General features: G+C 73.7%; 8 protein-coding genes. 6 read left to right on the forward strand and 2 right to left on the reverse strand.

Features of this window, described 5'->3' with window-relative positions; all coding sequences use genetic code 11:
- Positions 1–113: 113 nt before the first annotated feature.
- The 3 genes from ACIQOW_RS02010 (at position 114) to ACIQOW_RS02020 (ending at position 3,782) form a co-directional block, all read left to right on the forward strand.
- Positions 114–1,721 (forward strand): DHA2 family efflux MFS transporter permease subunit, encoded by a 1,608-nt coding sequence (locus ACIQOW_RS02010; protein ID WP_401078678.1) that lies wholly within the window; start codon positions 114–116, stop codon positions 1,719–1,721.
- A 185-nt stretch (positions 1,722–1,906) separates the two neighbouring features.
- On the forward strand, positions 1,907–2,539 hold the full coding sequence (locus ACIQOW_RS02015) for a TetR/AcrR family transcriptional regulator (protein WP_401078681.1): 633 nt from the start codon (positions 1,907–1,909) through the stop codon (positions 2,537–2,539).
- A gap of 193 nt (positions 2,540–2,732) precedes the next feature.
- Positions 2,733–3,782 (forward strand): endonuclease/exonuclease/phosphatase family protein, encoded by a 1,050-nt coding sequence (locus ACIQOW_RS02020; RefSeq protein WP_401078684.1) that lies wholly within the window; start codon positions 2,733–2,735, stop codon positions 3,780–3,782.
- Positions 3,783–3,794: 12 nt separating this feature from the next.
- Here the strand turns inward: ACIQOW_RS02020 and ACIQOW_RS02025 are convergent, their stop codons facing one another.
- The gene (locus tag ACIQOW_RS02025) at positions 3,795–5,549 is read right to left on the reverse strand and encodes an NAD+ synthase (RefSeq protein WP_401078686.1); all 1,755 of its coding nucleotides are present in this window, start codon (positions 5,547–5,549) and stop codon (positions 3,795–3,797) included.
- A gap of 190 nt (positions 5,550–5,739) precedes the next feature.
- Between ACIQOW_RS02025 and glnA the strand changes: the two genes are divergently transcribed.
- Both glnA and ACIQOW_RS02035 read left to right on the forward strand, forming a co-directional pair.
- Positions 5,740–7,101: a type I glutamate--ammonia ligase gene (glnA, locus tag ACIQOW_RS02030; RefSeq protein ID WP_188296447.1), complete on the forward strand. Its 1,362-nt coding sequence runs from the start codon at positions 5,740–5,742 to the stop codon at positions 7,099–7,101.
- Positions 7,102–7,281: 180 nt separating this feature from the next.
- Positions 7,282–8,526, forward strand: coding sequence for a hypothetical protein (locus ACIQOW_RS02035; RefSeq protein WP_401078690.1), 1,245 nt, complete (start codon positions 7,282–7,284; stop codon positions 8,524–8,526).
- Here ACIQOW_RS02035 and ACIQOW_RS02040 read toward each other — a convergent pair.
- Complete coding sequence (locus ACIQOW_RS02040) at positions 8,493–9,686, reverse strand: acyltransferase family protein (RefSeq protein ID WP_401078693.1); 1,194 nt, start codon at positions 9,684–9,686, stop codon at positions 8,493–8,495. The genes ACIQOW_RS02035 and ACIQOW_RS02040 overlap by 34 nt on opposite strands.
- Positions 9,687–9,871: 185 nt before the next feature.
- Between ACIQOW_RS02040 and ACIQOW_RS02045 the strand changes: the two genes are divergently transcribed.
- Positions 9,872–12,898 (forward strand): bifunctional [glutamine synthetase] adenylyltransferase/[glutamine synthetase]-adenylyl-L-tyrosine phosphorylase, encoded by a 3,027-nt coding sequence (locus tag ACIQOW_RS02045; protein ID WP_401078696.1) that lies wholly within the window; start codon positions 9,872–9,874, stop codon positions 12,896–12,898.
- The last annotated feature ends 1 nt before the right edge of the window (position 12,899 follow it).

Genomic DNA, 12,899 nt, shown 5'->3' on the forward strand with positions numbered 1-12,899 from the left:
GAAACGGAGTCGTCTCGTATCGTATTGGCCGCTACCCTGATGCCCGGGGGTTACGAGACGCATGCGGCTCGGAATTGCCCGCCAGTGCCACACCACCACGGACGGGAACACCCATGACCACCGCAGCCGCGCCACCTCGCGTGCCGGAAGCCATCCACCGCCGGCGCTGGGCGATCCTCGGCACCCTGGTGCTCGCCCTGCTCGTCGTCGTCCTCGACAACTCGATCCTCAACGTCGCGATGAAGACCATCGCGACCCCCGCTCCGGTGGGCCTCGGGGCCACCCAGAGCGACCTGGAGTGGTCGATCAACTCCTACACCCTGGTCTTCGCCGGGCTGCTGTTCACCTCGGGCCTGCTCGGCGACCGGTTCGGCCGCAAGCGCGCGCTGCTGGCCGGCATGGTGGTCTTCGGCATCGCCTCGCTGCTGTCCGCGATGGCCGCCTCTCCCGGTGAACTCATCGGCTACCGCGCCCTGATGGGCGTCGGCGGCGCGCTCGCGATGCCCGCCACGCTGGCGATCATCATGAACGTCTTCGAACGCGAGGAGCAGCCCAAGGCGATAGGCATCTGGGCCGGCGCGGTCGGCCTGGCCATCGCGATCGGCCCGATCACCGGCGGCCTGCTGATCGAGCACTTCTGGTGGGGCTCGGTCTTCCTGGTCAACGTCCCGATCGTGATCGTCGCGGTGATCGCGATGGTGATCCTGGTCCCCGAGTCCAAGGACCCCAGCCCGGGCCGGCTGGACCCGGTCGGCGTGCTGCTGTCGATCATCGGCCTGGTCGCGCTGATCTTCGGCATCATCAAGGGCGGCGAGCTGGCCGACTTCACCGCGGCCGAGGCCTGGGTGCCGACCCTGGTCGGCGTGGTCGCACTGGTCGCCTTCGTCTGGTTCGAGCGCCGCACCGCGTTCCCCGCGCTGGACGTCACCTGGTTCCGCAACCGGGTGTTCAGCGCCTCCGTGGTGGTGGTCGGCGTGATCTTCTTCGCGCTGATGGGCGTCTCGTTCTTCGGCGTCTTCTACATCCAGAGCGTGCGCGGCTACAGCGCCCTCCAGGCCGGCGTGCTGATGCTCCCGCTGGCCGCCGCCCAGCTGGTGTTCGCGCCGCGGGCCCGGCTGGTGGTCGACCGGCTCGGCGTCGCCGCCACCGCCGCCGGCGGCATGCTGCTGGTCGCGCTCGGCTTCGTCGGCTACGTCGTGCTGACCGCCACCACGCCGATCTGGGTGCTGGTCGTGCTCGGCCTGGTGATGGGCGCCGGCATGGCGCACGTCATGCCGCCGGTCACCGTCGCGATCATGGCCTCGCTGCCCCGTGAGAAGGCCGGCGCCGGCTCGGCCGTCAACAACACCTTCCGCCAGGTCGGCGGCTCGCTCGGGGTCGCCGTGCTCGGCGCGGTGCTCTCCACCGTCTACCGCGACGGGATGTCCGACACCCTCACCCACCTGCCCGAGGGGCTGCGCGACAAGGCCGGCGAGTCGCTGGAGGCCACCCTGGCCATCGCCGACCGGATCCCCGGCGGCCAGGCGCTGATCACCCCGGCGCACGACTCCTTCATCCACGCGATGCACGTGGTGGCCTCGCTGTCGGTGGGCGTCTCGGTGATCGGTGCCGCCGTCGCCTGGTTCCTGCTGCCCGGCCGCTCCGCCGCCCCCGGGGGCCCGGCCGGCCAGGCCCCCGGGCAGCGCGGCCAGGAGCGGGAGACCGCGACCGCGGAGGCCTGACCTGCGGCCGGGCAGGACGACGGCTCGGCGGTGCGGGACGGCTGAGCGACAATGGCCCTGCCGCCCGGGTGCGCCCGGGACGGCGGGGCCTCGGTCCGCAGGACGGGCCCCCGCCCGCGTGCGGACCGCCAACCGAGACGGCACGGCGCCCGCGCGCCCAGGGACAGCGAGGGAGAACAGCGGGGATGAGGACCGACACCCCGGACGCCGGCACCGGGCAGCAGGCCTGTGCCGTCGTACGCCGAGGCCGGCCGCGCAGCGAGGCCGCCGAGCAGGCCATCGTCACCGCGGTGGAGGACCTGCTGGCCGACGGCACCACGCTGTCCGAACTCACCATCGAGGGCATCGCCACCGCCGCCGGCGTCGGCAAGGCCACCATCTACCGGCGCTGGCCCAACAAGGAGGCCCTGCTGGTCGACGTGGTCAGCCGGCTGGAGGAGCCGCTGCCCGAGCCCGCCGGCGAGGGCGCCCGCGAGGGCCTGATCGCGATGGTCGACTACATCCGCCGGCGCGGACTGGCCAAGCGCACCCGCTGGGTCCTCAGGGCCGCGCTCGGTCAGGTGCAGGCGCTGCCCGAGCTGCACGCCGCCTACCAGGAGCGGGTGATCGGACCGCGCCGGGCGATGGGGCTCCAGCTGATCCGCCAGGCCGTGGCCGAGGGCGTGATCAGGGACGACCTCGACGTGGAGCTGCTCGGCGACCTGCTGATGGGCCCGGTCCTCTACCGCAGCCTCCTGACGGAGGACTCCGACCTGGAGGACCCGGACCTGGCCCGCCGGCTGGTCGACACCGTGCTCGAGGGCATCGCGCCCCGGTGACCGTGTCCTGATCTGTCCTGACGTGTCCTGGCTCACCAAACCGGGCCGCGCCGGAACCCGCTCAGCGGGCCCGACGTCTGTCCCGGCATAGGCTGAGCCGGGCAACCGATCGAACCGGCACCGGTCCGGTACGTGCCCGCACCTTCCACGGGCCGCGCGGCGGACCGGCGGCACGAGCGACGGGAGCCACGGCATGGCGCAGGCGGACAGGACCGAGCGGATCGCGGCCCCCGGGGGCGGCTCCGACGGCCCGGCCCCCGCGGCGCCCCGCGGCGGCTTCCTGGGCCTGCGCCACTGGGGCAGGGACGCCCGCGGCAGCAGCACCTGGCGGCGCGGCCTGGTGGTCGCCGTGCTGGCCGTGCTCACCGCCGCGCTGCTCGGCTTCCACGCCGAGGTGCCCAACCGGGCCGGCAACCTCGGCAGCCTGCTGGAGACCTTCCTGCCCTGGCTGGGCATGGCCGTCCCGGTGCTGCTGGTGCCCGCGCTGCTGCGCCGCTCCGCCACCGCGCTGATCGCCCTGCTGCTGCCCGCGGTGCTCTGGGCCAACCTGTTCGGCGGCCTGCTGGCCGACCGGAGCGGCGGCAAGGGCGACTGGACGGTGGTCAGCCACAACGTCGCCGCCGCCAACACCGACGTGCCCGGCACCGTCCGCACCCTGGTGGACTCCGGCGCCCAGATCGTCGCCCTCCAGGAGCTGGCCGGCCGGCAGCTGCGCTCGTACGAGACCGGGCTCGCCGGTGCCTACCCGTACCACACCGTGGAGGGCACGGTCGGGCTCTGGTCGAAGTACCCGATCGGCGACGTCTCCCCGGTGGACCTGAAGATGGGCTGGACCAGGGCCTTCCGGGCCGAGGTCACCACCCCGCAGGGCCCGGTCGCGGTGTACGTGGCGCACCTGCCCTCGGTGCGGCTGAAGGCCGAGGGCGGCTTCACCGTCAACCAGCGGGACCTCAGCGCCCAGGCGCTCGGCGACGCGATCCAGGCCGAGCCGCTGAAGAAGGTCCTGCTGCTCGGCGACCTCAACGGCACCATGAACGACCGCAGCCTGGCGCCGGTCACCTCGCAGATGCGCTCGGCCCAGGGCGCCGCCGGCGACGGCTTCGGCTTCAGCTGGCCGGCGGCCTTCCCGATGGCCAGGATCGACCAGATCATGAGCAAGGGCGGGCTGGACCCGGTCGACTCCCGCACCCTGTCCAGGGACGGCAGCGACCACCTCCCGGTGGCCGCCACCTACCGGTACTGACCGCTGCCGGCGCTACCCGCGCCGCCAGCGGTTGGTGATCGGCAGGCGGCGGTCCCGGCCGAAGTTCTTCGCCGAGACCTTCGGACCCGGCGGGTACTGGCGCCGCTTGTACTCGGCGGTGTCGACCAGCCGGACCACCCGGTCCACCACGGCCGGGTCGAAGCCGGCCGCCACGATCGCGTCCCGGCCCTCGTCGCCCTCGACGTAGCGGGCCAGCACCGCGTCCAGCAGCCCGTAGTCGGGCAGCGAGTCGGTGTCCACCTGGTCCGGCCGCAGCTCGGCGGACGGCGGCTTGGTGAGGGTGCTCTCCGGGATCGGCGGCACCTCGCCGCGCCGTACGGCCTCCTCGTCGCGCCAGCGGGCCAGCCGGAGGACCAGCGACTTGTAGACGTCCTTGATCGGCGCGTACGCGCCCACCGAGTCGCCGTAGAGGGTCGAGTAGCCGACCGCCAGCTCGCTCTTGTTGCCGGGCGCGAGCACCAGGTGCCCCTCCTGGTTGGAGATCGCCATCAGCAGGGTGCCGCGCAGCCGGGACTGGAGGTTCTCCTCGGCCAGGCCGGTCAGCTCGGTGGCACCCAGGTACGCGTCGAACATCGGGGCGATGGAGACGGTCCTGAAGCGCACCCCGGTGCGGCGGGCCAGCTCGGCCGCGTCGTCCCTGGAGTGCTGCGAGGAGTAGCGGCTGGGCATCGAGACGCAGTGCACGTTCTCCGCGCCGACCGCGTCCACCGCGATCGCGGCCACCAGCGCCGAGTCGATGCCGCCGGAGAGGCCGATCAGCACGGACCGGAAGCCGTTCTTGGTCACGTACGCCCGGGTGCCGGAGACCAGCGCGGCCCAGATCTCGGCCTCGTCCGAGAGCCGCGGCGCCACCTCGGCGGTGAGCCTCCCGGCGGGCGCGGCCGGCGGTCCGCCGCCCAGTTCGGTGCGGACCAGGTGCAGCCCGTCGCTCAGCAGCAGGCCGTCGGTGTCGTCGCCCGCGGCGGCCGGCAGGTCGAGGTCCAGCACCAGCAGGTGCTCCTCGAACTGCGGTGAGCGGGCGAGGACTTCACCGTCCACGCCGACCACGACCGAGTCGCCGTCGAAGACCAGCTCGTCCTGGCCGCCGACCATGTTGACGTACGCCAGGGCGCAGCCCGCCTCGGCCGCCCGGCGCCGCACCAGCTCCAGCCGCAGGTCGTCCTTGTTCCGCTCGTACGGGGAGCCGTTGACCACCAGCAGCAGCCCGGCCCCGGCCTCCCGGGCGGCGGTGACCCGGCCGCCGTCCTGCCAGATGTCCTCGCAGACGGCCAGCGCGACGTCCACCCCGCGCACCCGCAGCACCGGCAGCTGGTCGCCGGGGACGAACCAGCGGAACTCGTCGAACACGCCGTAGTTGGGCAGGTGGTGCTTGGCGAAGCGGGTCGCCACCTCGCCCCGGTGGAGCACCGCGGCGCAGTTCTGCGGAGAGCCGGCCGGGCGGTCGAGGCGCGGCGAGGGGTGCTCGGAGCGGCCGAGGTAGCCGACCACCACCGGCACCTCGCCCAGCCCGTCCGCCGCCAGCCGGCCGGCCAGCTCGACCAGCGCGCCGCGGGAGGCCTCGACGAAGGAGCCGCGCAGGGCGAGGTCCTCCACCGGGTAGCCGGTGAGGGCCATCTCGGGGAAGGCGACCAGCTGCGCGCCGGCCGCCGCGGCCTGCCCCGTCCTGCGCACCACCTCGGCGCTGTTGCGGGCGAGGTCACCGACCCAGGGATCGATCTGGCACAGGGCGAGACGAAGAGTGGGCATGCTCCGATTTTAATCGTCCGACTGACGCGATGTGCTGGGCCGGGCCCGGCCGTCGGGGGTCGGCCGCCGGGGGTCGGCACTGCCGGGCGGGGCGGGGATCGGCCAGAATGGGGGGCAGTCGCTTTACGAGGTCTTTCCAAGACCGCCGGGGCGTAACACGAGCGTAAAGAGCAGAGGTGAGACTGTCCCCATGGGCAAGCAGCAGCAGTTCGTGCTTCGGACGCTCGAAGAGCGTGACATCAGGTTCGTCCGGCTGTGGTTCACCGACGTGCTCGGGTTCCTGAAGTCGGTCGCGGTGGCACCGGCCGAGCTGGAACAGGCCTTCGAGGAGGGCATCGGTTTCGACGGCTCGGCGATCGAGGGCTTCGCCCGGGTGTACGAGTCCGACATGATCGCCAAGCCGGATCCGACGACCTTCCAGATCCTGCCGTGGCGCTCGGAGACCCCGGGCACCGCCCGGATGTTCTGCGACATCCTGATGCCGGACGGCTCGCCGTCCTACGCCGACCCCAGGTTCGTGCTCAAGCGCACCCTGGAGAAGGCCTCCGAGCAGGGCTTCACCTTCTACACCCACCCGGAGATCGAGTTCTTCCTGCTGAAGAACCTGCCCGGCGACGGCACCCCGCCGATCCCCGCCGACCAGTCCGGCTACTTCGACCACACCCCGCGCGGGGTCGGCCACGACTTCCGCCGCCAGGCGATCACCATGCTGGAGTCGATGGGCATCTCGGTGGAGTTCTCGCACCACGAGGGCGCCCCCGGCCAGCAGGAGATCGACCTGCGGTACGCCGACGCGCTGTCCACCGCCGACAACATCATGACCTTCCGGCTGGTCATGAAGGAGGTCGCGCTGGAGCAGGGCGTGCACGCGAGCTTCATGCCCAAGCCCTTCTCCGAGCACCCCGGCAGCGGCATGCACACCCACGTCTCGCTGTTCGAGGGCGACCGCAACGCCTTCCACGAGTCCGGCGCCGAGTACCAGCTGTCCAAGGTCGGCCGGTCCTTCATCGCGGGCCTGCTGAAGCACGCGGCCGAGACCGCCGCCGTCACCAACCAGTGGGTGAACTCCTACAAGCGGATCTGGGGCGGCTCCCAGCGCACCGCGGGGGCCGGCGGCGAGGCGCCGTCCTACATCTGCTGGGGCCACAACAACCGCTCGGCGCTGATCCGGGTGCCGATGTACAAGCCGGGCAAGCAGGGCTCCACCCGGATCGAGGTCCGCTCCCTGGACACCGGCTGCAACCCGTACCTCGCCTACGCCGTCACCCTCGCGGCCGGCCTGAAGGGCATCGAGGAGGGCTACGAACTCCCGCCCGGCGCCGACGACGACGTGTGGGCGCTGTCCGACTCCGAGCGCCGCGCCCTCGGCATCCAGCCGATGCCGCAGAACCTGGGCGAGGCCATCGACCTGATGCAGCGCAGCGAACTCGTCGCCGAGACCCTCGGCGAGCACGTCTTCGACTTCTTCCTGAGGAACAAGCACAAGGAGTGGGAGGAGTACCGCTCCGAGGTCACCCCGTTCGAACTGCGGAAGAACCTCCAGGTGCTGTAAGCGGGTGAAACCCGCCCAAACCGGCAGCGGCCCGCCGTCCCCCGCTCGGAGGACAGCGGGCCGTCCTCTGGAGTGGATCTGACGACGCATCGGGTCGACAGTGGCGTTATGTGACGGTCACGTGACGGAACGTTGTGGTCCGATTGGGCCTGCTCGTCCGTTCCGTCCTGAGAGGATCACATGAACTCCTCCGTCAGCCGTGCCGCAGCCGCCCGCCTGCTCGCCCGCCGGGCCTGCGTCGCGGGCGCCGCCATCGCCGCCGTCGCGGGCCAACTGCTGGCCGCCCCGACCCTCGCCGACGCCCGTGGTTCGGGCACGGCCACCGGTGCGGAAGCGGGTGCGCAGCACCCGCAGCGCGCGCAGCACCGGGCCACCACGATCATCGAGAACCAGCTGCCGTTCACCACCCGCTTCGAGGGCGACTTCCACGGCTCCATCACCAGGATCAGCAACTCGCTGATGACCTGTGACGAGACCAAGGCGCCGCTCGACCCGGAGCAGCCGAACTGCCTGGACGCCCGCAAGGGCCTCGGCACCAGGCCGATCAACAACAAGTACGAGATGAAGTACATCAACATCGACCCGGGCTCGGTCGGCCCGCTCGGTGACGCGATCTACTCCGCCAGCTCCGCCGACCTGGGCCTGATCGACGGCTCCCAGGTCAAGTACGCCCGGCTGTACTGGGGCGGCACCCGCGGCATCGACGACGTCGTGCTGCCGGAGGACCGGATCGACGAGGTGTACCTGAAGGTCCCGGGCGAGGCCCAGTACCGCAACATCGCCAACGACCAGCCCTCCATCGGCTACATCACCACCGATGTGGAGAGCAGCTACCAGGCCTCCGCCGACATCACCGACCTGGTCAAGCAGGCCGGCAACGGCAGCTACACCGTCGCGAACATGGACTCGGTGGTGAAGCCGCACAGCTGGGGCGGCTGGACGATCGTGGTCGCGTACGAGAACGAGTGCAAGCCGTACCGGCACGTCCACCTGTGGGACGGCTTCCGGGTCGAGCTGCCGGACAGCCCGCCGCGCGAGTTCGACCTCACCGGGCTGCGGACCCCCGCCTCCGGTCCGGTGGCCGGCAAGCTCGGCTTCGTGGTCTACGACGGCGACCTCAAGTGGACCGGCGACACCCTCGCCATCAAGTCCACCAACGGCCCGCAGGCACTCTTCTCGGACCTCAACCACGCCTCCAACGACGCGTTCAACTCCACCATCGAGGAGCTGACCCCGGCCGACCAGTTCATCCGCACCCCGTACAACCGCAACAACTTCGGCTACGACTCCAACCGCTGGGACATCTCGCCGTTCCTGCGCAACGGGGACACCGACATCAAGGTGCTCTTCGACACCGACAAGGACGGCTACGACCTGGGCGTCTTCTACGCCTACGTCAACCTGGACGGCTCCACCGAGGGCTGATCCCCCGTCGCACCACGGCGCCGCTGCCGCACCACCCGCACCCCGCGGGGCGGCAGCGGCGCCGCCGTGTCCCGGCCGCGCGGGGCGCCGCGCAGCAGCCGCTCGCAGGGGCGCTCCACCCAGCGGTAGAGGACACCGGCGGCGGCCAGCGAGCCGCCGGCCAGCAGCAGCCAGACGCCGAGCGTCGCGGCCCCCGGCGCCGGGCGCCCCTGGACGGCCAGCCAGCAGCGGATGCCGATCTCGTGCACCAGGTACCAGGCGTACGACCACTCGCCGAGCCGGACGGCCGTCCGGCCCGCCAGCAGCCGGGGCGCGGTCCCGGCGGCGTCGCGCCGGGCGGCGGCCGCCAGCAGGGCGGCGAACAGCGGCGCGGGCACCAGCTGAGAGGCGCTGTACGGGCCGTACCAGAGGGCGTCGGGGACGGCGGCGTGCCAGGGGACCAGCAGCAGGTGCCAGAGCACCACGGCGGCGGCCGCCGGGAGCAGCCCGGGCCGCGGGAACCCGGCCCGGGGGAGGACGCCGTGCCGGACGGCCAGGCCGGTGACCACGCCGAGGGCGAACTGCGGGGTCCTGGTCAGCGGCAGGTAGTCCAGCAGCCAGCCGCGCACCGCGGGGTCGGCGGGCAGCAGCGGGCCGGCCGCCCACAGCAGCGGGCCGAGCACGGCGCACAGGGCCGCGAGCGGCAGCCAGCCGCGTCGGCGCGGGGCCAGCAGCCGCAGCAGCGGCGGGAACAGCAGGTAGAACCAGGCCTCGGCGCCCAGCGACCAGGACGCCGCGTTGCCGCCGTACACGGTGGGCAGCGCCCACGGGTGCACCAGCGCCAGCGACCAGAGGGCGGCCGCCACCGGGAGCACCGCGCCGATCGCGGCGTCCGCGCCCAGGGACAGCGCCGTGGTCAGCACGTGCAGCGGCCAGATCCGGGCGAAGCGGCGGCGGCCGAAGACCGCCGCCGGGGCGGGCGAGGCCCCGTACGTCCAGGCCAGGACGAAGCCGGAGAGCACGAAGAAGAACGTCACGCCCGAACGGCCGTACCAGGCCAGGGGGCTGAGCAGCGGCAGCTCGCCGGCCTTGCGGGAGAGGTGGTAGAGCACCACCAGCAGGGCGGCCCAGAAGCGCAGCCCGGTGAGCGAGGGCAGGCGGTGGGGGCCTGTCGTGGACATCGGCGCTCCGGGGGCGGCGGGGACGGCTGACGGCGGGGACGGGGCGGCGTCCGGGTGAACGAGCGCGGCGGGGGAGAGGTCACGCCGGCCGCGTCCGCCGTGACCGGTGCGTCCACCCGGCGGTCGCGTCCGGCGGCGGGCCGTAGGGACGCGTAACCTGCTGGGGCGGACGGATGGAGGGGCCGATGGCGGTGGAGGAGCAGCGGGCCGGGAGCAGGGTCAGCAGGCCGGAGAACCGGCTGGTCCGGCGGGGGTTCGGCGACCCGGCGCGGGCGGTGCGGCTGTTGGAGGGCCCCGGGTTCGAGGGCCTGGGCGACGATCCCCTGCTGCTGGACGCGCTCGGCGCCACCGCCGACCCCGACCTCGCGCTGCTCGGCCTGGCCCGGCTGCTGGAGGCCGCGGACGAGGCCGACCGGCACACCCTGCGCGACACCCTCACCACCTCCAAGCCGCTGCGCGACCGGCTGCTCGGCGTGCTCGGCGTCTCCACCGCGCTCGGCGACCACCTGGCCAGGCACCCGCACGACTGGCACGTGCTGGTCACCTTCGAACTGCGCGACATGCACCCCGGCCCCGAGGACTTCCGCCGGACCCTCGCCGAGGGCGTCCGCACCGGCGACCGCGGCCCGGCGGACGCGCTGCGCGTCGCCTACCGCCGCTGCCTGCTCGCCATCGCCGCCCGCGACCTCACCGGCACCACCGACCTCGCGCAGACCGCCGCCGAACTCGCCGACCTGGCCGGCGCCACCCTCCGGACCGCCCTGGACCTCGCCGCCGAACAGGACCCGGAGGCCGCCGCGGCCTGCCGGCTCGCGGTGATCGGGATGGGCAAGTGCGGCGGCCGCGAGCTCAACTACGTCTCGGACGTGGACGTCGTCTTCGTCGCCGAGCCGCGCGAGGGCGTGGACGAGCAGGAGGCGATCCGGGCCGCCACCCGGCTGGCCGCCGCCCTCACCCGGCTGTGCGCGGACACCACCGGCGAGGGCACCATCTGGCCGGTGGACGCCAACCTGCGCCCCGAGGGCCGCAACGGCCCGCTGGTGCGCACCCTGGCCAGCCACCTCGCCTACTACCAGCGCTGGGCCAAGACCTGGGAGTTCCAGGCGCTGCTCAAGGCCCGCCCGGTCGCCGGGGACGCGGAACTCGGCGCCGCGTACGTCGAGGCGCTCGCCCCGATGGTCTGGCAGGCCGCCACCCGGGAGAACTTCGTCGCCGACGTGCAGCAGATGCGCCGCCGGGTGATCGACTCCATCCCGGTCACCGAGCTGGACCGCCAGCTCAAGCTCGGCCCCGGCGGGCTGCGCGACGTCGAGTTCTCCGTCCAGCTGCTCCAGCTGGTGCACGGCCGCACCGACCCGGCCCTGCGCAGCGGCAACACCCTGGAGGCACTGGCCGCGCTCTCCAGGGGCGGCTACGTGGGCCGGGCCGACGCCGCCTCGCTGGACGCCGCGTACCGCTTCCTGCGCTCGCTGGAGCACCGCATCCAGCTGTACCGGCTGCGCCGCACCCACCTGATGCCCACCGGGGCGGAGGACCAGCGCCGGCTGGCCCGCTCACTGGCCGCCCTGATCAACGACGACACCCGGGCCGACCCGGTGGCCGCGCTGCACCGCGAGTGGAAGCGGCACGCGATGGAGGTCCGGCGGCTGCACGAGAAGCTGTTCTACCGGCCGCTGCTCGACGCCGTCGCCGAACTGCCGCCGGGCGCCACCGGGTTGACCCCGGACGCGGCCAGGGCCCGGCTGGAGGCGCTCGGCTACGCGGACCCGGCCGCCGCGCTGCGGCACATCAGCGCGCTCGCCTCCGGGGTGAGCCGCAAGGCCGCGATCCAGCGCACCCTGCTGCCGGTGCTGCTCGGCTGGTTCGCCGACTCGGCCGACCCGGACGCCGGGCTGCTCAACTTCCGCCAGGTCTCCGACGGGCTCGGCCGCACCCCCTGGTACCTGCGGCTGCTGCGGGACGAGAGCGCCGCCGCCGAGCAGCTGGCCCGGGTGCTGTCGGCCGGCCGGCTCGCCCCCGACCTGCTGCTGCGCGCGCCCGAGGCGGTGGCCATGCTGGGCGACCCGCACGGCCTGGAACCGCGCGGCCGGGCCGCCCTGGAGGGGGAGGTGCTGGCCGCCGTCGGCCGGGCCGGATCCACCTCGGCCGCCGTGGCGGCCGCCCGGTCGGTGCGCCGCCGGGAGCTGTTCCGCACCGCCGCCGCGGACGTGCTCGGCCGGTTCGGCGAGGACCCGGCCGAGGCGCTGGACGCCGCGGGGGAGGCGCTCACCGCGCTCAACGCCGCCACCCTGCGCGGCGCGCTGCGCGCCTGCGTCGCCGGGTGGGAGGCCGGGCACGGGGACCTGCCGACCCGGATCTCGGTGATCGCGATGGGCCGCTTCGGCGGCCACGAACTGGGCTACGGCTCGGACGCGGACGTGCTCTTCGTCCACGAGCCGCTGCTCGGCTCGCTGGCGGAGGAGGCAGCCAGGGCGGCCCAGGCGGTCTGCCACGAACTGCGCACCCAGCTGGGCGCGCCCTCCACCGAGCCGCCGCTGCTGGTCGATGCCGACCTGCGGCCGGAGGGGCGCAGCGGCCCGCTGGTGCGCACCCTCGCCTCGTACGCGGCGTACTACCGGCGCTGGTCGCACACCTGGGAGAGCCAGGCGCTGCTGCGGGCCGAGCCGGTGGCCGGGGACGAGGAGCTGGGCCTGCGGTTCCGGCAGCTGATCGACCCGCTGCGCTACCCGGGCGGCGGGGTGCCGGAGCGGGACCTGGTGGAGATCCGCCGGATCAAGGCCCGGATCGAGGCCGAGCGGCTGCCGCGCGGGGCCGACCCGACCACCCACACCAAGATCGGCCGGGGCGGGCTGGCGGACGTGGAGTGGACGGTGCAGCTGCTCCAGCTCCGGCACGGGCACGAGCTGCCGGCCCTGCGCACCACCAGGACCAGGGCCGCGCTGGTGGCCGCCGTCGGGGCCGGGCTGGTGGAGCCGGAGGACGCCGGGGTGCTGGAGGCGGCCTGGGTGCTGGCCTCCCGGGTGCGGGCGGCGGTGATGCTGGTGCGCGGGCGCCCCGGGGACAGCTTCCCCGGGGAGGCCAGGGAGCTGGCCGGGGTGGCCCGCTACCTCGGGTACGGCTCCGGGCACAGCGGTGAGCTGCTGGACGACTACCGGCGGACCACCCGGCGGGCCAGGGCGGTGGTGGACCGGCTGTTCTACGGCATCGGCTGAA

Source organism: Kitasatospora sp. NPDC091335, assembly GCF_044757205.1.
Classification (GTDB): domain Bacteria; phylum Actinomycetota; class Actinomycetes; order Streptomycetales; family Streptomycetaceae; genus Kitasatospora.

Coding starts and splice junctions, on each gene's coding strand:
- ACIQOW_RS02015 (WP_401078681.1), top strand. CDS start 1,907: ATGAGGACCGACACCCCGGACGCCGGCACCGGGCAGCAGGCCTGTGCC.
- ACIQOW_RS02040 (WP_401078693.1), bottom strand. CDS start 9,686: ATGTCCACGACAGGCCCCCACCGCCTGCCCTCGCTCACCGGGCTGCGC.
- ACIQOW_RS02025 (WP_401078686.1), bottom strand. CDS start 5,549: ATGCCCACTCTTCGTCTCGCCCTGTGCCAGATCGATCCCTGGGTCGGT.
- ACIQOW_RS02045 (WP_401078696.1), top strand. CDS start 9,872: ATGGCGGTGGAGGAGCAGCGGGCCGGGAGCAGGGTCAGCAGGCCGGAG.
- glnA (WP_188296447.1), top strand. CDS start 5,740: ATGGGCAAGCAGCAGCAGTTCGTGCTTCGGACGCTCGAAGAGCGTGAC.
- ACIQOW_RS02020 (WP_401078684.1), top strand. CDS start 2,733: ATGGCGCAGGCGGACAGGACCGAGCGGATCGCGGCCCCCGGGGGCGGC.
- ACIQOW_RS02010 (WP_401078678.1), top strand. CDS start 114: ATGACCACCGCAGCCGCGCCACCTCGCGTGCCGGAAGCCATCCACCGC.
- ACIQOW_RS02035 (WP_401078690.1), top strand. CDS start 7,282: ATGAACTCCTCCGTCAGCCGTGCCGCAGCCGCCCGCCTGCTCGCCCGC.